Source organism: Roseibium sp. AWQ4_254, from assembly GCF_056161025.1.
Window position 1 is genome coordinate 63,733 of the sequence record NZ_JBSWYH010000015.1, and the last position, 18,592, is coordinate 82,324.

The 18,592-nt window shown below is 60.3% G+C and carries 12 protein-coding genes; 3 read left to right on the forward strand and 9 right to left on the reverse strand.

Annotated features, from left to right (window positions below):
• Position 1: 1 nt before the first annotated feature.
• From ACXAIC_RS13170 to ACXAIC_RS13200, 7 genes are all read right to left on the reverse strand, one after another.
• Positions 2 to 868 (reverse strand): carbohydrate ABC transporter permease, encoded by an 867-nt coding sequence (locus ACXAIC_RS13170; RefSeq protein WP_475179490.1) that lies wholly within the window; start codon positions 866 to 868, stop codon positions 2 to 4.
• The gene (locus tag ACXAIC_RS13175; RefSeq protein ID WP_475179498.1) at positions 865 to 1,956 is read right to left on the reverse strand and encodes an ABC transporter ATP-binding protein; all 1,092 of its coding nucleotides are present in this window, start codon (positions 1,954 to 1,956) and stop codon (positions 865 to 867) included. The genes ACXAIC_RS13170 and ACXAIC_RS13175 overlap by 4 nt, the downstream gene beginning before the upstream one ends.
• Positions 1,957 to 1,967: 11 nt before the next feature.
• Complete coding sequence (locus ACXAIC_RS13180) at positions 1,968 to 3,032, reverse strand: ABC transporter ATP-binding protein (protein ID WP_475179506.1); 1,065 nt, start codon at positions 3,030 to 3,032, stop codon at positions 1,968 to 1,970.
• A gap of 211 nt (positions 3,033 to 3,243) precedes the next feature.
• A complete protein-coding gene (locus ACXAIC_RS13185) occupies positions 3,244 to 4,983 on the reverse strand; it encodes an ABC transporter substrate-binding protein (protein ID WP_475179513.1) in 1,740 nt (579 codons plus the stop codon).
• A 545-nt stretch (positions 4,984 to 5,528) separates the two neighbouring features.
• Positions 5,529 to 6,665: an ABC transporter substrate-binding protein gene (locus tag ACXAIC_RS13190; RefSeq protein WP_475179519.1), complete on the reverse strand. Its 1,137-nt coding sequence runs from the start codon at positions 6,663 to 6,665 to the stop codon at positions 5,529 to 5,531.
• A 269-nt stretch (positions 6,666 to 6,934) separates the two neighbouring features.
• Positions 6,935 to 7,789 (reverse strand): tryptophan 2,3-dioxygenase, encoded by an 855-nt coding sequence (locus tag ACXAIC_RS13195; RefSeq protein WP_475179525.1) that lies wholly within the window; start codon positions 7,787 to 7,789, stop codon positions 6,935 to 6,937.
• A gap of 161 nt (positions 7,790 to 7,950) precedes the next feature.
• Entirely contained in the window at positions 7,951 to 9,042 is a 1,092-nt protein-coding gene (locus ACXAIC_RS13200; RefSeq protein ID WP_475179532.1) for an ABC transporter substrate-binding protein, read from the reverse strand.
• 347 nt (positions 9,043 to 9,389) lie between these two features.
• On the opposite strand from ACXAIC_RS13200, the gene ACXAIC_RS13205 reads away from it, so the two are divergent.
• The 3 genes from ACXAIC_RS13205 (at position 9,390) to ACXAIC_RS13215 (ending at position 16,189) form a co-directional block, all read left to right on the forward strand.
• Positions 9,390 to 12,722: a transglutaminase family protein gene (locus tag ACXAIC_RS13205; protein ID WP_475179536.1), complete on the forward strand. Its 3,333-nt coding sequence runs from the start codon at positions 9,390 to 9,392 to the stop codon at positions 12,720 to 12,722.
• Positions 12,723 to 12,763: 41 nt separating this feature from the next.
• Positions 12,764 to 15,169 carry a circularly permuted type 2 ATP-grasp protein gene (locus ACXAIC_RS13210; protein ID WP_475179543.1) on the forward strand — a complete coding sequence of 802 codons (2,406 nt, stop codon included), beginning with the start codon at positions 12,764 to 12,766 and terminating at the stop codon, positions 15,167 to 15,169.
• Positions 15,170 to 15,313: 144 nt separating this feature from the next.
• On the forward strand, positions 15,314 to 16,189 hold the full coding sequence (locus tag ACXAIC_RS13215; protein ID WP_475179548.1) for a transglutaminase family protein: 876 nt from the start codon (positions 15,314 to 15,316) through the stop codon (positions 16,187 to 16,189).
• A gap of 18 nt (positions 16,190 to 16,207) precedes the next feature.
• Here ACXAIC_RS13215 and ACXAIC_RS13220 read toward each other — a convergent pair whose 3' ends face one another.
• Both ACXAIC_RS13220 and ACXAIC_RS13225 read right to left on the reverse strand, forming a co-directional pair.
• A complete protein-coding gene (locus tag ACXAIC_RS13220) occupies positions 16,208 to 17,269 on the reverse strand; it encodes an ABC transporter ATP-binding protein (RefSeq protein WP_475179555.1) in 1,062 nt (353 codons plus the stop codon).
• A 19-nt stretch (positions 17,270 to 17,288) separates the two neighbouring features.
• A complete protein-coding gene (locus ACXAIC_RS13225; protein WP_475179558.1) occupies positions 17,289 to 18,578 on the reverse strand; it encodes an MGH1-like glycoside hydrolase domain-containing protein in 1,290 nt (429 codons plus the stop codon).
• Positions 18,579 to 18,592 lie beyond the last annotated feature (14 nt).

Sequence of the window (18,592 nt, forward strand, 5' to 3'; positions counted from 1 at the left end):
CTCAGGACTTGTTATCGTTTTTCGTCATCAGCGTGTAGAACAGCCAGGAGGCCAGAAGCGTGATGGCGAAATAGATGAGTGACATGGCAGCTGCCGGGCCGAGGTCGAACTGACCGAGAGCAATTTTCACCAGATCGATGGACAGCAATGTGGTGGAATTGCCCGGTCCGCCACCGGTCAGAACGAACGGCTCGGTATAGATGTTGAAGCTGTCCATGAAGCGCAGCAGAATGGCGATGGTCAGCACCGTTTTCATTTTCGGCAGCTGAATGAAGCGGAAGATGGCCCAGTTGGACGCTCCGTCAATTTCCGCCGCCTGATAATAGGCATTGGGAATGGACACCAGCCCAGCATAGGCCAGAAGCACCACCAGCGACGTCCAGTGCCAGACATCCATGACAATGATCGTCACCCAGGCAGCCACCGGATCCTGGGTCATGTCATAGGAAATGCCCAGCGTATGGTTCATGAAATAGCCAAGCAGGCCGATATCCGGCAGGGTGAAGATGTTCCACATGGCACCGACCACGTTCCACGGGATCAGCATCGGCAGGGCCATGGTCACCAGGCAGAAGGGCACGAACGGCCCCTTGCGCGGCATGGCCAGCGCGATGGCGATGCCGAGCGGCACCTCGATGATCAGGATCAGGAAGGTGAACAGGAACTGGCGCCCCAGCGCATTGTGAAAGCGTTCGGACCGCAGCACCTGCTCGAACCAGTCGAGTCCCTGCCAGAAAAACAGGTTGTCGCCAAAGGTTTCCTGAACGGAGTAATTCACCACGGTCATCATCGGGATGAGCGCGTTGAAGGCGACCAGAAGAAGCACTGGTGTGACGAACAGCCAGGCGCGTTGATTTTGGGTTTTCACTGAACGCCCTCCCCTGGCGTTGTGGCCAACCAGCCGTCTTTGTAGAGCCGGGTCTGGGATGGCTTGAAGGCCAGATGCACTGCATCGCCCTGATTGGGTGCCTCCCCTTCCAGGATCGCGTGGATGCGGTTGTCCCCTGCCATGGCCTCAACAACCTTGTGCCGGCCGACATCGGCGACCTTGCGCACCCTTGCCTCCAGACCTGTACCATCCGCCGACACGGTGACGAATTCCGGCCGGATGCCGATTTCCGGCAAGCCGGTACTGCCGGGCTGGACCGGTCCTTCCAGGAGGACCTGGCTGCCGGCAAAAAATGCGCTGTGCCCGCGGACCTCACAGGGCAGCACATTCATGCCCGGCGAGCCGATGAAATGGCCGACAAACGTATGGGCGGGCCGCTCAAACAGATCAATCGGCGTGCCGATCTGGACGATCTCGCCGTCCTGCATCACCACCACCTGATCCGCAAAGGTCAGCGCCTCGGTCTGGTCGTGAGTCACATAGATCATGGTGGCCTTGACCCGCTGGTGCAGCTCTTTCAGCTTGGAGCGCAGTTTCCATTTCAGATGCGGATCAATCACCGTCAGCGGCTCATCGAACATGACAACATTCACGTCCTGGCGCACCAGGCCCCGGCCCATGGAGATCTTCTGCTTGTTGTCAGGCGACAGGTTCGACGCACGCGTGGTCAGCATCTCGGTGACTTCCAGCATCTCGGCAATGGCGGTCACCCGCTCCTTGACCGTTGCCTCGTCCCGGCCCCGATTCCGCAAGGGAAAAGCGAGATTGTCATAGACCGTCATCGTGTCGTAAATGACCGGGAACTGGAACACCTGTGCAATGTTGCGCCAGGCGGGCGGCAGCGCCGTCACTTCCTCACCGTCAAACAGAATGCTGCCCTCAGAGGGCACCAGCAACCCGGAAATGATGTTGAGCAAGGTGGATTTGCCGCAGCCGGACGGGCCGAGCAGCGCATAGGCGCCGCCATCTTCCCAGGTCAGGTCGATTTGCTTCAGCGCGTAGTCTGCCGCCCCCCGGGGATCGGGACGATAGCTGTGACGCAAGCCGGACAGGGTGATTTGAGCCATGACAGTCTTCCTCAGGCAGCCAGTTCGCCGTCAGGCGCAAAAAAGAAACAATGGCTCGGGTCCAGATAGAAGGAATGGACTTCACCAACGGAATAGGGATGCACACCGGCCGACAAAGACACCCAGGACTGGCCGTCCATGTCGAAATGGGCGCTGCTTTCCGAGCCGCTCAGCTCGGTCACCTGAACATGCCCGTCCAAGCGCACGCTATGGGCCGGGGTTTCCACCGGCATGACGTGGTTGGGCCGGATGGCCAGCGTATAGGGGCCATCGGACAGACCTGCCGCCGCCCCTTGCGCGTTCCAGCTGACGGTATCGCCCAAATGAACCTTACCGCCTTGAAGCCGCACGGCAGCGGTGTTGATGGGCGGATTTGAAAACACTTTGGCCGCCTCCAGATCTTTCGGCTGGCGGTAGATCTCCGCTGTCGGACCGAACTGGACCACGTGACCGCCACTCATCAGCGCGGTCTGGCCGCCCAACAGCAGGGCTTCTTCGGGCTCTGAAGTCGCATAGACCACCACCGCACCGCGCCCGGCGAACAGGTCCGGCAGCTGGTCGCGCAGCTCCTCGCGCAGCTTGTAGTCAAGATTGGCCAGCGGCTCGTCGAGGAACACCGCATCGCTTTCCTTCACGATCGCCCGGGCCAGTGCCGTGCGCTGCTGCTGACCGCCGGACAGTTCATGGGGCTTGCGGCCGAGATACGGCTTCAGCTTCATCAGCGCGGCGGCTTCTTCGACCCGGCCCTCGATTTCCGACCTGGCCACGCCGGCAACTTTTAGCGGCGAGGCAATATTGTCGAACACCGACATATGCGGGTAGTTGACAAAAAACTGGTGCACCAGGCTGATGTTGCGCTTTTGCGCCGAAAGCTTCGAGACATCCTTGCCGTTCAACAGGATCTGTCCGGAGGCCAGGCTGTCGAGGCCAGCCATCAGCTTGATCAGCGAAGTCTTGCCCGCACCTGTTTCTCCAAGCAGAACGTTGAAGTGGCCGGGGTGCAGCGTCAGGCTGGTGGGCTTGACATGGGTGATGCCCTGCACGCGCTTGCTGACGTTATTCAGTTGAAGAGACATGGGTTTTAACAGCCCTTTGGCACACCACCAGAGTCTGTCGCGATCCGCCGGATCCGCTCCAAAGACTCTAATCTTTTGTTTTCACGTGCTTCTTCGCCTATTAACCGGAATCTCGCTCAGGAAAGCGGCCTGAAAGACAGATAGCCGGTTTGAAGGCCCTGCCAGGCCGGGGAAAGCCCCCGGCCCGGTTTCGGATCTGGTGTTGCCAGCCTCAGTTCTGGGACCAGCGGGCCACGAGATCGTCGTAGTTCACGGTCTCACCCTGCGGCTTCTCATTGGCCAGCTTGGCCTTCGGCGCGCCCGGCTTGGACAGCCACACTTCCGGATCCTGCGGCTCGTTGAGACGCGGTCCGCAGCCGCCATAGACATTTGCCCGTTCATCAGCCTGCTGCATACGGGCCATGACAATGTCCATTTCCTCGGCCAGACGGTCCATGGCTTCCTGCGGGGTGAAGGCCCCGGAGTTCACGTCACCGATCTGCTGCCACCAGATCTGGGCCAGCTTCGGATAATCCGGCACGTTGACACCGGTCGGAGACCAGGCCACCCGGTCGGGCGAGCGGTAGAATTCGACCAGACCACCAAGTTTCGGTGCCCGCTCGCTGAAGGACTCATGATTGACGGTGCTGTCCCGGATAAAGGTCAGACCCACATGGCTCTTCTTGGTATCGACGGTTTTGGAGACAACGAACTGGGCATACAGCCAGGCTGCCTTCGCCCGGTCTTCCGGAGTAGACTTCAGGATCGTCCAGGAGCCCACATCCTGGTACCCGACCTTCTGGCCCTCTTCCCAGTAGGGACCATGAGGGCTCGGTGCCATCCGCCAAAGCGGAGTGCCCTCATCATCCACGGTGTTGTTGCCTTCCGACTTCGGCTTCACCATATCGGCGGTGAAAGCGGTGTACCAGAAGATCTGCTGGGCGACATTGCCCTGGCTGAGCGCTGGCAGGGACTGGTAGAAGTCAAAGCTGGCCGCACCCGGAGGCGCATAGTTGCGCAGCCATTCGTCCCATTTGCGGATCGCATAGACAGCCGCCGGACCATTGGCCGCCCCGCCGCGGGAGACGGATGCGCCCACCGGGTTGCAGGTGCCTTTCTCCATACGGATGCCCCACTCGTCGACCGGAACGCCGTTCGGCTCACCCTTGTCGCCGGCACCGGCCATAGACAGCCAGGCATCGGTCATGCGCCAGCCGAGATCCGGTGCGCGCTTGCCGTAATCCATGTGCCCGTAGATCGTGACGCCGTCAACTTCCTTCACATCGTTGCTGAAGAACTCGGCAATGTCCTCATAGGCGGACCAGTTGACCGGCACACCGAGATCATAGCCGTATTTGTCCTTGAAGGCCTTCTTCAGGTCTTCCCGGTCGAACCAGTCCTTGCGGAACCAGTAAAGGTTGGCAAATTGCTGGTCGGGAAGCTGGTAGAGATCTCCGTCCGGACCGGTGGTGAACTGGGTGCCCATAAAGTCATCCAGATCCAGGCCCGGATTGGTCACATCCTTGCCGTTGCCTGCCATCCAGTCAGTTAGGTTATAGGCCAGCTGCAGGCGGGAATGGGTGCCGATCAGGTCACTGTCATTGACATAGGCATCATAGAGATTGCGCCCGGTCTGCATTTGGGTCTGAACGGCCTGAACGACCTCTCCTTCGCCGAGGATCTGATGGTTCACCTTGATGCCGGTGATTTCCTCAAACGCCTTGGCCAGAACTTCCGACTCGTAGGAATGGGTCGGAATACCTTCCGACAGCACATTGATTTCCATGCCGTTGAACGGTTCAGCCGCCTTGATGAACCACTGCATCTCGGCAAGCTGTTCATCCTTACTCAGGACAGAGGGCTGAAATTCCTGGTCGATCCACTTTTTCGCCGCTGCTTCGTCGGCAAAAGCAGATCCTGCTCCCGCAAGTACAGCACCGGCTGCAACTGCGGAGAGTAGATACTTACGCATCTGTTTCTCCTCCCATGAGAATATCTAGGCCATTTTAACGGGCCGCGTTTACTTGGACACAGCCCTGCCACGAAGTCAAACTAATTTTTTAGTAGATAGATCAGGGTGTCAAAATGAAAAGTAAGTTATTGATTTTTATAAATTTATGAAACCAAAGCCGTTCATTCACCAGCGCAAAATACCTGCCATGAACGCCCTCCAATATATTTAGTGTGGCACAAATTTGACAATATCCCTAGCGCGAAATTCAGTTTCGGTTCTTTCAAATCGTTTTAATTTTTTTACCGATATGGTTTCGTTTGCAGTGCAAAACGAAAATATTGCACCTGCAAATACGCCCCGGCCTTCCGGGCAAATCGCGTTTGAGTGGATTGCCTCCCGCAGGCTGACCTCAAAACCTAAAACGCAAAAGACAAATCAGCTTGAATCCGGATGAATGCAGCACGCTCCAGAAACAAAATGCCCCGCGCGAACCGCGCGGGGCAGCCGAGAACCGGGTCCGGCATCGCTCACATCAAACAGCCAGATCAACCGGCAAGAACCGCCTACATCTTGCACTCGGCCGCATAGGCATCAGCATGCTCTGTCAGCGCCGTGCCGATGATCTTGTTGGTGTAGACATCACCTTCCTTGATCACCTCACGCACATAAATATCCTGCACCGGATGGTGGTTCGGGCCGAATTTGAACGCCCCCCGGGTCGATGGGAAATCCGCCGCTTCCAGCGCAGCACGGAAGGCATCGTCATCTTTAACATCCGCCTTGGCCATGGCCGACAAGAGCAGATTGGCCGTGTCATAGCCCTGGGAAGCGTAGAGCGACGGCAGCCGGCCATATTCTTTCTGGAACGCCGCCACGAAGGCCTTGTTCGCCGGATTGTCCAGGTCCTTGTTCCACTGGCTGGTGTTTTTCACACCCAGCGCCGCATCCCCAACCGCCTGCAGGATGCCCTGGTCAAAGGAGAAGGCTGGCCCGACCACCGGCAGATCAATGCCGCTATCCGCATATTGCTTCAGAAAGGAGATCCCCATGCCGCCCGGCAGGAAAAAGAACACGCTGTCCGCATCCGAGGCCCGGATCTGCGCCAACTCAGCGGCATAATCGGTCTGCCCCAGCTTGGTGTAGATCTCGCCTGCCAGGGCGCCGTCATAGGTGCGTTTGTAGCCGGTCAGAGCGTCCTTGCCAGCCGGGTAGTTGGGCGCCAGAAGGAAGCTTTTCTTGAAGCCCGCCTCCTTGGCATAGGCCCCGGCGGCCTCGTGCAGGTTGTCATTTTGCCATGCCACATTGAAATAGTTCGGATGGCAGCCTTTGCCTGCCAGCGCGGACGGGCCTGCATTCGGCGACAGATAGAATTTGCCCTGGGCGGTCACCGACGGCACCACGGCCATGGCCAGGTTCGACCAGATGATTCCGGTCAGCACATCCACCTTTTCCGACTGGATCATCTTGTCAGCCAGCTGCACGGCAATATCGGGCTTGCGCTGGTCATCTTCCACGATGACCTCAAGTTCCTTGTTTCCAGCCTGTTTCACTGCCAGCAGAAAACCGTCACGCACATCGATCCCGAGCCCGGCGCCACCGCCGGACAGCGTCGTGATCATTCCCACCTTCAAAGGTTCGGCCAGAGCCGCGCCGGACAGCAAGGCAAGCACACCTGCTGTTGCAGCAAGTCTGTTCAACATTGAAAATTCCCCTCTTCAAAACGAACCGGAGCCTTTCTGACGAAGACTTCCGCCGATTACCTTAGCGGCACTGGCTGAGTTGGGAAACCGTCAATTGAAGAGAAAGGCCGGTGCAGTTTCAAGGGAGTAATACCAACCGCAACGAACAGGAACCCATCTGACGGCACGTTCCGGTTTGCCGGCAAGACGTGTTACGCCGGACGGCCTGTTTGGCCGGTCAAGCAGCACAACGCCGTCCGGCGGGCCGGTACGAGCCACCAGAGGCCGCTCTAAAGCTCGGTCCTGACATGCCAGAGTTCGGGAAACAGCTCCACCTCCAGCATGCGCTTGAGATAGGAAACCCCGCCCGTGCCGCCGGTGCCGCGCTTGAAGCCGATCACCCGCTCCACCGTGGTCACGTGATTGAAGCGCCAGCGCCGGAAATAATCCTCCAGATCGACCAGTTTTTCGCCGACCTCGTAAAGGGCCCAGTAGCGGCCAGGCTCCTGGTAGACAGTCTGCCAAAGCTCCCGGATTTCCGGCACATCCGTATGCGGCGCCGACGCCGGAGCGGCTGTCACGCCGTCTGGCACGGGCAGTCCCTGACGGCGGGCAAAGGCGAGCACCACCTGATAGAGGCTCAAGGTGTTCAGCTCCTTGTCCAGCATGGCCGCGCTCTGCGCATCATGTTCATGCGGTCTGGTCATGGCCAGATTGCGGTTGCCAAGCGCATATTCGATCAGGCGGTATTGCAGCGACTGAAAGCCAGAGGACTGGCCCAGCGCATCGCGGAACTGTGTATAGTCGCTTGGCGTCATAGTGCGCAGAACATCCCACGCGGAATTGAGCTGTTCCATGATGCGGCTGACCCGGGCCAGAAGCTTCATCGCTTCGGGCATATGATCCTGCTGGATCGACGTTCTGGCGCCATCCAGCTCATGCAGCATCAGCTTCATCCAAAGCTCTGATGTCTGATGCTGAATAATGAACAGCAGCTCGTCAGGTGCCTCCGACAAGGTGTTTTGCGCACTCAAAATCTGCGGCAGGCCAAGATAGTCGCCATAAGACATCTTGTCCGCAAAGGCCATTTGCGCCCCTTCATCAGCCGGATTATAGGCACCACCCGCATTAGACTTGCTGCTCATGTCCGCTCAACCTCTCTCTGGAATCTTCCGGCCCGAGGACCGCATCCTATCCTATACAGCGGCAGAGAAGGAGTTGAACAGATTGAATTTCAGCTACTTATGATCGCAGATCCACGCCAGCGCGCTCCGCAGGGCTTCAACAGGCAATTCAGTTCGGCCAATCAGTTAATTGACGCAGCATTCAAAATAGCTTCTGCAGAAAAATCGTAGTTGCTGCGGCCTGTCAGTGTTTTGCTAAAGCTGCGGTAGTCAAGCTTGCTCCAGTCCCCGTCCCCGAGCCGGTCCAGATAGAGCGCAACATTGTCAGGCGTGATCGGCTGCATCTTGAAGCGCACATTCACATAGATTTCGCTGTCATAAGGCCGGAAAAAATGATCACGCAGCAGCACAATGGCCCAGGCCCCGGCAAAGAAATGCCCGCCATGAGACATGGTCATCTCACCGCGCTTCACGGCGTCCATCCCCCGCTTTGACCAATTGAGACCGGCAAAGAAAATATCCTTTCCCACAGCAAGACCCATTTCGGCCGCTGCCCGGCTCGCGCCAAGGGCAACCGCGTCGCTCGCCGCCCAGACCGCATCGACCTTCCGCTTTTTGAGAATCGCGCGGGTGCGCGCATAGGCCACCTGTTCGCTCCAGTTCACGGGGATCGAATGCATCAGGGTCACGTCCGGACTGTCAGCAACGGCCCGCTGCATGCCCGTCGACCGGAACAGGCCGGCCGGCGTTTGCGTGTCGCCGGTCAGAGCCAAGAGGTGAATATCCGCCCCTTCGGGGTGCAGAAGCCGCTCCTGCTTAAAAAGAGACATCGCCATTTCATAACCGGCGGTCTCATTGTCAGGATCGATTGCAGCGATGATCCGGCGCAGATCCACCTTCCGCCTGTCCAGAATGACCCTCTGTTTCGGGCTCAGTTTGTTGAGCAGAAACAGAACCTTGCTCGGCGTACCCTCCAGTTGCTGGAGAAGCCTTGCCCCGACTTCATACTCATTCACCAGAATAAAATAGTCGGGAGGATTGCCCTGCTTCAGCCGCTGCGACAGTAGGGTTTCCATGCCGTAGGTCCGGCGATCAGCATTCAGAATTTCCAGATCCACGTTCAGATCGTCCGCAGCTGCAGCCATTGTGGCAGAGACATCGCCCCAAAAGCCGCTGGTGCCCCCCGGATTGATGAACGTCACCCGAAAGTCACCAGCTTGGGCCATGCTGGCGCAGCTCCAGGCAATCCAGAAGATGAGAAAACGAACGAACATGTCCTACCTTGTGACCAGCATCAGTGTCTTATTCAGAGGCCTAGCGCCCGGCTCGGCCGACGTTCAAATATTTGACATTTCCAAGACACAGCAAACACCTTAAATACAGATTTACACAGGAATGACATTTCTCTCTTTTTTGCATAACAATATGAGAAATAGACAAATTTTTTATAGAGAAAGAAAAAATAAGATCTATCTTTCTCCAAGTTAAAGACAGGGACTGACGGCCCCCTTGCCTGGCCTGACTGCCCTGCAAAAATGCCCATTGCCTAGAGAATGACGTGGTGCGCACGCCCTATTTGTGGAACCTTGAGCGAACCGTTATCCGCATTCAGGGACCCGGAATGTCCATCAGAGCAAGCATTTACCACCTGACCCACTACCGCTATGACCGGCCGGTGACCTTGAGCCCGCAGATCATCCGGCTGCGCCCCGCCCCCCATAGCCGCACACGGGTGCTGTCCCATTCGCTCAAAGTGTCCCCGGGCAACCACTTCGTCAATCACCAGCAGGACCCTTACGGCAACTGGCTGGCCCGGTTCGTTTTTCCCGAGCCCGTGCGCGAGTTCAAGATCGAGGTCGACCTGGCTGCGGACATGACGGTCTACAATCCGTTTGACTTCTTCGTTGAGGAAAGCGCCGAGGAATGGCCGTTCGACTATCCGCAAGAGCTGCGCGAGGATCTGAAGATCTACAAACGCACCGAGCCCCTGGGGCCCCGGCTGAAGGCGTTTCTGGCCTCCATTCCGAAAGAGCCGCAGCGCACGGTCGACTTCATCGTTGCGCTGAATGCGCTCGTGTCCAAGGAAGTCGGCTATGTCATCCGCATGGAACCCGGGGTCCAGACCCCGGAAGAAACCTTTGACCGGGGCACCGGCTCGTGCCGGGATTCCAGCTGGCTCCTGGTGCAAACCCTCCGTCATCTCGGCTTTGCCTCCCGGTTCGTTTCCGGCTACCTGATCCAGTTGAAACCGGATCTGGAGGCGCTGGACGGCCCCTCCGGCACCGACCATGATTTCACCGATCTGCATGCCTGGGCGGAAGTCTATCTGCCCGGCGCCGGATGGATCGGCCTTGATCCAACATCAGGCCTGCTGACCGGCGAAAGCCATATCCCGCTGGCCGCCACCCCCCACTATACAAATGCGGCTCCGATTGCCGGGCTGGCCAGCGATGCCAAGGTTGATTTCTCCTTCGACATGAAAGTGGCCCGAATCGCCGAGCATCCGCGCATCACCAAGCCGTTTTCCGACGAGGCCTGGACGGCGCTGAACGATCTGGGGGAAGAGGTTGACCGGATTCTAGCCCAGGAAGATGTCCGCCTGACCATGGGCGGCGAACCCACATTTGTGTCGATTGACGATTTTGAATCGGCCGAGTGGAACACGGATGCGGTCGGACCGGTCAAGCGCGAACGGGCCGACACGCTCATCCGCCGCTTGCGCGACCGGTTCGCCCCCGGTGGTTTCCTGCACTATGGGCAGGGTAAATGGTATCCGGGAGAAACCCTGCCCCGCTGGACTTTCTCGCTCTTTTGGCGCCGCGATGAGAAGCCGATCTGGCGCAACCCATCGCTGATTGCCCAAGAGGGCGCCAAAACACAGGCAGATCCGGCCAGCGCCGAGGCCCTGCTGCACCAGATTGCCGGCCGGCTCGATCTTGATCCAGACTATGTGGTTCCAGCCTATGAGGACCCGGCGGTGTGGCTGGTGCGCGAGGCGAACCTCCCGGACAACGTCACCCCGCAAAATTCCGAACTGGAAGATGCCGAAGCGCGGCATCGGATTGCCCGTGTCTTCGACCGGGGCCTCAGCACCCCGGCGGGTTACGTGCTGCCCGTGCAGCGCTGGCAGTCAAAATCATCCGGGCACCGCTGGCGCTCGGAACGCTGGAAGCTGCGCCGCGATGCCCTCTTTCTTGTTCCCGGCGACAGCCCGGCCGGCTACCGGCTGCCGCTGGAGTCCCTGCCCCATGTGCCCCCGGCCCAGTATCCCTACACCAATGTGGCCGACCCGACGGTACCGCGCGATCCGCTGCCCGAGTTTCCTCTGGAGCCAAACGCGAGCCGCAGGCAGGACATTGCCCGGTTCACGGCGGGCACCCCGCAACAGGACCGGCAGGAACAGTCAACGTCCAATGCCGAATTGGACGGCGCCTCCGTGCGCACCGCGCTCTCCGTGGAGCCCCGAGACGGGCGTTTGTGCGTGTTCATGCCCCCGGTGGAGCGTCTGGAAGATTATCTGGAATTGATCGCCGTTGCCGAAGCTGCGGCCGAAGATCTGGAACTGCCCGTTCACATTGAAGGCTATCCGCCGCCGCCCGACCCGCGCATGAATGTCATCCGGGTCGCGCCAGACCCTGGCGTGATCGAAGTGAATATTCACCCGGCCGCGAGCTGGAAGGACTGCACAGCGATTACCGAAGGCGTTTATGAAGACGCGCGCCAGTCCCGGCTCGGGGCGGACAAGTTCATGATTGATGGCAAACACACAGGCACCGGCGGCGGCAACCATGTGGTGGTGGGCGGTGCCACACCGCTCGACAGCCCCTTCCTGCGGCGGCCGGATCTCCTGCGCAGCCTGATCCTGCACTGGCAGCGGCACCCGAGCCTCTCCTACCTGTTTTCCGGACTCTTCATCGGCCCGACCTCCCAGGCTCCCCGCGTCGATGAGGCCCGCCACGACGGGCTTTATGAACTGGAAGTCGCGCTCTCCCAGATCCACCGGCCCGGGGAAGCGCCCGCGCCGTTCCCCTGGCTGGTAGACCGGTTGCTGCGCAATCTTCTGGTGGACGTGACCGGCAACACCCACCGGGCGGAGATCTGCATCGACAAGCTCTATTCTCCGGACGGCCCGACCGGACGCCTGGGACTGGTTGAATTCAGGGGCTTTGAAATGCCGCCGGACCCGCGCATGAGCCTTGCCCAGCAGCTGCTCCTGCGCGCCCTGATCGCCCGGTTATGGCAGCATCCACTCTCCGGCAACCTGACCCGCTGGGGCACCGCGCTCCATGACCGGTTCATGCTGCCCCATTTTGTCTGGACCGATTTCCTGGACGTTCTTCAAGACCTTAATCAGCATGGGTTTCCCATGCGCCGGGACTGGTTCGAGGCCCAGGCCGAGTTCCGCTTTCCCTTTTGCGGCGAGATCGAGGTGGAGGGCGTGCATCTGGAACTGAGGCAGGCCCTGGAGCCCTGGCATGTTCTGGGCGAGACCGGCGCCATTGGCGGCACGGTGCGCTATACGGACAGTTCCACCGAACGCCTTCAGGTCAAACTCACCACGGCCGATCCGGACCGCTACACCGTCACCTGCAACCGCCGTCCGCTGCCGCTCAAGCCGACGGAGACAAACGGCACTTCGGTGGCCGGTGTGCGCTACAAGGCCTGGCAACCGGCCATGGCCCTGCATCCGGTGCATCCCATTGACGCGCCTCTAACCTTCGATATTTTCGACCGGTGGAGCGGACATGCCCTGGGCGGCTGCGTCTATCACGTCGCCCATCCGGGCGGGCGCAGTTACGACACCTTCCCGGTCAATGGCAACGAGGCAGAGGCCAGGCGCCTGGCCCGGTTTGAGCCCCACGGGCACACGCCCGGTCTCTACGCCCCGCCGCCTGAACATCCTCATCCGGAGTTTCCGTTGACCTTGGACCTCAGACGGCCCCACAATATATAGAGGAACCGGCGGAGAGGCAGGCCGGGTTGGGATGTATGTGAATGCGTTTGAATGAAACGTCGGAAACCGGTGACACAGGCTATGAGCTACTGAAGGCCTACCGGCCCTTTCCGGGCGTCTCCGATGAGCTGCTGGCCCCGGACGGGACCGTCCGGCCCGTCTGGAAACCTTTTCTCGACCACCTGTCCGCCCTGAGCGAAGAGGATATCAACAGCCGCTTTGCCCGGGGTAACCAGTATCTCAATGATGCCGGGGTCTATTTCCGCCAATATGGCCAGGATGACACCCCCGAACGGGAATGGCCGCTAAGTCATATCCCGGTCATTATCAGCGAACAGGACTGGCAGGTCATCGCCGACGGCCTCATCCAGCGTGCCGAGCTTCTGGAACAGGTGACCCGCGATCTTTACGGCGCCAACACGCTGGTGGCCGGCGGTCATCTGCCCGCCAGCCTGATTGCCCAGAGCCCGGAATGGCAGCGCCCGCTGGTCGGCATCTCTCCGGCTTCCGGCCATTTCCTGCATTTCCTCGCCTTTGAAATCGGCCGGGGCCCGGACGGCACCTGGTGGGTGCTGTCCGACCGCAGCCAGGCGCCCTCCGGCGCGGGCTTTGCCCTGGAAAACCGGGTCGCCACGGGCCGGGTGTTCAACGAGTTTTTTGCCAAGGCCAATGTGCACCGGCTGGCCGGATTCTTCCGCCGCTTCCGCGACCATCTCCTGGACCTGCGCGGCGAGCCGGACAGCCGGGTGTCGATCCTGACCCCGGGCCCCTTGAACGACACCTATTTCGAACATGCCTATATCGCCCGCTATCTCGGTTTCATGCTGCTGGAAGGAGAGGACCTGACCGTTGAAAACGGCCGGTTGATGGTGCGCACGGTTGCAGGGCTCAAACCGGTCAGCGTGCTGTGGCGCCGTCTGGATTCCGCCTGGACAGATCCGGTGGAACTCAACGAAATCTCCCAGATCGGCACGCCCGGCATGGTCGAGGCGGTGCGCCAGAGCTCCGTCACCATGATCAATGCCCTTGGCTCCGGCATTCTGGAAACCAGGGCTTTGCTCGCCTTTCTGCCCAAAATGTGCGAGCACCTTTTGGGCGAAAGCCTGAAACTGCCCAATGTGGCCACCTGGTGGTGCGGAGACGCCGCGAACCGGGCTTATGTGAAAGACCATGCTGAGTCCATGATGTTCAGCCCGGCCCTGTCCACGGCGCTGCCTTTCACCTCCTCGAAAACCGATTTTCTCGGCCGGGAATCGGACAAGTTCCGCAAAGGGGTTCTGGAAAGCTGGATCGAAACGGAACAGGGCCAGCTTGTCGCACAGGAAGCCGTTACCCTGTCCACTACCCCGGCCTATAGCGGCGGGCAGCTGGTGCCCCGTCCCATGAGCCTACGCGTCTTTCTGGCCCGTACCCAGAAAGGCTGGGAAGTCATGTCCGGCGGCTTCGCCCGGATCGGCGAGGCGGATAGTGCCAGCGCCATCGCCATGCAGTCTGGCGGCTCAGCGGCCGATGTCTGGATCGTTGGCGGCCACCAGCCTGCCCGCGACACGCTGCTGCACCAGATTGAATCCCCGTTTTTCAAATCCCAGTCCGGTGCCCTGCCATCACGGGCCGCCGACAATCTCTTCTGGCTTGGCCGCTATGTGGAACGGGCTGAAGGGGCAGTCCGGCTGCTGCGGGCCTATCACGCCCGGCTGATGGAAACCGTTGATCCCGACGCCCCGCTGGTGGCAGGAACGGCGGAGCATCTGGAGGCGATCGGCGTCGCCCCGGACGCACCGGTGCCCGAGGGGCTTCTTGCCATTTTGCAATCGGCCGTCTACAGCGCCAGCAAGGTGCGGGACCGGTTTTCGGTCGATGGATGGCTGGCGCTGAACGACCTGAACCAGAGTGCGGTCAACGCCAAACGGGACAAATTGACAAGTGTGGATGTTCCTGCCGCCATGGGCCTTCTTCTACGCAAGATCACCGGCTTCTCAGGCCTTGTGCATGAAAACATGTACCGGTTCACGGGCTGGCGGTTCCTCAGCATCGGCCGGGCTCTGGAACGGGCCCATCGCATGGCAGATCTTCTGGCCGTCTTCACCGGTCCAGATGCCCCGGACGGGGCGCTGGAACTGCTTTTGGAAGTGGGTGACAGCGCCATGTCCATGAGCCGGCGCTATGCGGTGTCCCTCAGCCATGCAACGGTGCTCGATCTTCTGGCGATGGACCCGAAGAACCCGCGCTCCGTCATGTATCAGCTGACGGAGATGAAGGAGCATATCGACGAGTTGCCCAAAACCGCCGACCAGGGTTATCTGTCGGATCTGGCCCGCTCGGTGCTGCAGATCCATACGCGGCTGGCGGTTGCCACCCCTGAAACCCTGACCCCGGAGGTATTGGAAGAGCTGCGGGACCAGATTGGCTTTTTGTCGGTGGAGCTGTCAGATGCCTATATCCGCTAGCACCGTTCGTTTAAAAGCAGAGACGGGAAAACGCTCTGACCTGGTGTCTTCACTCAGCTGCGGACACATACCTGGGAACGTCATCTCCCGGACAAGCGCCGGGACAGGTCTTTTGGGGACCGGACCAGCCGTTGTGAGGATGCCGTGCTCTATGATCTGAGTCTTGAGATCAGCTACGACTATGCCAGCCCGGCCAATTCGGGCCGCCATGCGCTGCGGCTGATGCCCGCCTCCCTTCCCGGGGCCCAGCGTCTGATTTCATCCAGCATCAAACTGTCGCCGCGGCCTTCTGAGCGACGGGACCGGACCGATTTTTTCGGCAACGCTGTGACAGATGTGGTCTACCGCACCTCCCACAGCGACCTTGTGTTTGAACTCTCGGCCCGGGTGGAGCGGACCGCTACATCGGAAGAACTAGATATCTCACCGCCGTTGAGAGCCCTGCCCCGGGAGCTGGCCGCCCTGCAAACATTGGCCGCAGACGAGCCGGTGCATTTTCTGGCCGCCTCTCCGCGCCTGCCGCTGTCCCCTGCCTTTGCGGTCTATGCCCAGGAGCATCTGGCCCCGGAGATGAGCGCGGTTGCGGCCGTTGAAGCCGTCGGCAAGGCGCTGCATGTGGATCTGGAATTCGATGCGGAGGCCACCACCGTGGACACCCCCGCCCTGGAGGCCTTCGAGCGCCGGCACGGGGTCTGCCAGGATTTTTCCCACATCATGATTGCCTGCCTGAGGAGCATCGGCATTCCGGCGGGCTATGTCAGCGGCTTTTTAAGAACGCTGCCGCCGGACGGCCAGCCCCGTCTGGAAGGGGCTGATGCCATGCATGCCTGGGTCCGCGCCTGGTGCGGTGTGGAAGTGGGCTGGATTGAATATGACCCGACCAATGCGCTCCGGGTCGGCCAGGATCACATCGTCGTGGCCCGTGGCCGGGATTATGGCGACGCGGCCCCGGTCAAGGGCGTCCTGCGCACCGCCGGGGAACAGACCACCGGCCACAAGGTCGATGTCATTCCGCTTTAGGACCGCTTTGGGTATTGTTCAGGACCGGACCGCCTGATCCTGCGCATCAAAGAAATGCAACCGGCTTTCGTCAAACTGCAGGCCGATCCGGGCGCCTTCCTCGACAGTCTCGCTGCCGCTAATGCGCACCAGGATCGTTTCCAGACCATCCAGCGCCACGTAAAGGAACGTGTCAGCCCCCAGATATTCGGCAACCTCCACCGTCCCGCTGCAATGGCCCGCACCGTCAGCAACCAGGCTCATATGCTCGGGCCGGATGCCAATCTTGACCGGCTGCTGCGGCTGACCTGCGTGCAGATAGGGGCCGCCGCCATGGCCCTGCAGCGAAAACCGCTCCCCCTCGATGGAACAGGGCAGCACGTTCATTTTCGGCGACCCGATGAATTGCGCCACGAACAGATTGTCCGGCCGCTCGTAAAGATCCCGCGGCGAGCCAACCTGCTCGATCCGCCCGGCCTGCAAAACCACGATCTTGTCGGCCAGGGTCATGGCTTCGACCTGATCATGGGTCACATAGATCATGGTGGTGCCCAGGCTCTTGTGCAGCCGGGCCACCTCAAAGCGCATTTCCACCCGCAGCGCCGCATCAAGGTTCGACAAGGGCTCGTCAAACAGGAACGCGCTGGGTTCGCGCACAATGGCCCGGCCAATGGCCACCCGCTGGCGCTGACCGCCCGACAAGGCCTTTGGCCGCCGGTCCAGATAGGCATCCAGCTTGAGCACATCGGCCGCCGCCGTCACCTTGCGGTCGATCTCCGCCTTGGGCATCCCGGCAGTTTTCAGGCCGAAGCCCACATTCTCGCGCACGGACATATGCGGATAAAGCGCATAGGACTGAAACACCATGGACAGGCCCCGGCCCGACGGCGGCAGCGCCGTCACATCCTTGCCGTCTATGTCGATCGTGCCCCGGCTGGTTTCCTCCAATCCGGAAATAAGCCTCAGCAAGGTCGACTTTCCACAGCCGGAGGGACCGACAAAGATGACGAATTCCCCGTCCGCGATCTCCAGATCAATGCCCTTGATCACCTGCAGATCGCCGAACCATTTCTCGACACCGTTGAGCTGAATAGCGCCCATGTTCTTTTCTCTCCGGTCGTTAAGCAGCTTGTTCGATACGCGTTGGCGACGCCCAGGTCAGCCAGATTGCAGCGGTCCAGGAGAAGGTGCCCCCGCCCGCGCCCATGCCCGTTTCCGGGCTGAAATATTCCGCAAATCCGCTCGCGCTGATCAGAGCAGCCGTATCGGCGCGCAGCTTTTCCGCGCGCGTCCCGTCGCCCGCCTCCGCAAAGCCCCGGGCGATCATATAATTGATCATCGCCCAGACCGGCCCGCGCCAGTATCTGAGCGGCTCGTAGCTGCGATGGTCCGGATCATAGGACGGCATCAGATAGCGGACCCTTGCCGAGATCCGATCGAAATGCGCCTGAAGCGCGCTCAGGACCGTCTCGTCGGCAAGGCCCGCATAAAGCGCCAGGAAAGATGCGCTGGACAGGCCGTCCGTGCGTTTGCCAGTTCTGCGATCAAAGGCAACATGGGCTTTCAGATCCTCATGCCACAGGCGCTGTGATCCGGTTTCCAGACGGGCCACCCAGTCTGAGATCTCCGCGCTTTCCACGTCCTTGCCAAGCCTGTCCGCCAGCGCTTTCAGGTCCCGGCAAGCCCGCAGGAAAATGAAGGTCACCCCCGGATCCGCCACAAAGAAGGGGCAAGTACTGGCCACTTCAGCCGGGTCCCAGCCCACCTTCCGGCAGGCGGCCATGATGCTCAAATACCGGTCGTAATCTTCCTTGTGGGGCCGCATGGCCGGGTCCACATGGGAAGTGTCCTTGCGCTCATAAGGCGCGATATCGCGTATCTCGACGGCCCGCAGGGCTTCGTCCCAGTCAGGCAGGTTATCCCGCCCAGATTCCCATGGGTGAATGACTGCCAGAACGCCCTCCCCTTGAGGGTCCCGGTAGGCCAGGAACCAGCGGTGCCAGGCCATCAGCTTTTCAAACAAAGCCTCCGCCCGGCCAAGGGCGGCACCTGCGGGGTCCTGCTCTACCAGATCGCGGATCACGGTTGCGGCCACCGGCGGCTGGGAATGACCGGAGCTGGGCAGCGGCCCGCCATCCGTGCCCCAGACAGACGGGCCGGGGAAATAGCTTGGATCATCCTTGCGGAACAGGATATGCGGCACCATGCCATCGCGCCACTGGCCCTCGAACAGCATCTCGATCTCGCGCCAGGCCCGGTCTGGATCAAAGGTCGCAAATCCGAGCGCAACAAAGACCGAATCCCAGTTCCACTGATAGGGATAGAGCCCCTTGGTCGGCACCGTGTAGCCGCCCTGATCATTTTCGATCAGGATCGATTTTGCTTTCATGTCCAGGTCTGTGTAGCTCACAGATTTCTCCTTGG